A 1046-nucleotide genomic window follows, 5' to 3' on the forward strand; every position below is an offset into this window, starting at 1 on the left:
GTTTCCTTGCGGTTGTTCTGGTCGATCGACATCAGCTTGATGCGCAGTTCGCTGATCTGCCCGAGCGCCTCGGCGATGCGGGCCAAGAGTTCGCCCTTGGAGCCGTCGATGCGGGCCATCTGCCGCAACAGGTCGCGATGCTCGGAGATCGGCACCAGGCCGCTCTTCAGAAGCGTGTCGAGCTTGACGAGCTCCTTCTCGACGATCTCCTTTTCCTTGTCGCTGGAGCCGGTCTGGGCTTTCAGCCCGCGGATCTGCTCCTCGAACTGGCCGATCTGCAGCCGCATCTGCTCTTCCTGGCTGGTGATCATCCGGCGGTTGGCCTCAAACAGCTTCAGCTCGCTGACTTTGAGGATCTCCGGCACGTCGAGACCGGCAAAGGAGACGGTGGTCTCGCCGTCGCGCTCGGCCGTCAGCCGGGCGCGCATGGCGTAGAACTGCTGCAGTTGGCCGCGCACGATCGACAGCTCGACCCGGGTCTGGGTCTCGTCGAGCTGCAAGAGCACGTCGCCCTTGCGCACATGGGTGCCGTTCCTGACGGCGATCGCCGAGACGATGCCGCCGTCGCGGTGCTGGATCAGCTTGACCTGCTGGGAGACGGCGACCTGGCCCTGGGTGATGACGGCACCCGACAGCTTGGCCTGGGCCGCCCAGCCGCCGACACCGAACACCAGCGTGGCGGCAAAGACGGCCGAGACGACGATGCGCGAGGTGATGCCGAACTGCGGCTTTTCAGTCGGTGCCGCACTGGTGGTTGCCGTTTCCACCGTGCTGTTGTCCGTGCTGTTCATGGTCTTCTTCTCCCGATAACGCGTGACGCTTAGGTTTTTTCTCGGTTCAGACGCTGTCTCTCGGCTGGTCGGCCGGGCTTTCGAGCGCGGCCAGGATAAAGTCCTGTTCGGTGAGCTCGTGGCGGCCGGCGATCAGGAATTCGAGATCCTCGTCGCGTTCGAGGTTGACGACGGCGCGCACGACGGTGCGTTCGCCGTCGCCGAAGGCCTCGTGATAGAAGGTGATCTGGTGCACCGGCGGTGTCTGGCCGTCGG

General features: G+C 64.4%; 2 protein-coding genes. Both read right to left on the minus strand.

Going from position 1 to position 1046, the window contains the following annotated elements; translation table 11 throughout:
• Nucleotides 1–791 (minus strand): biotin/lipoyl-binding protein (locus AC244_RS34760; protein ID WP_152976247.1); only part of this gene is annotated, 791 nt, incomplete at its 3' end.
• Between the two features lie 46 nt (nt 792–837).
• Nucleotides 838–1046 (minus strand): hypothetical protein (locus AC244_RS37350; RefSeq protein ID WP_161807942.1); only part of this gene is annotated, 209 nt, incomplete at its 5' end.

The organism is Ensifer adhaerens (genome assembly GCF_001270265.1).
Taxonomy (GTDB): domain Bacteria; phylum Pseudomonadota; class Alphaproteobacteria; order Rhizobiales; family Rhizobiaceae; genus Ensifer; species Ensifer adhaerens_B.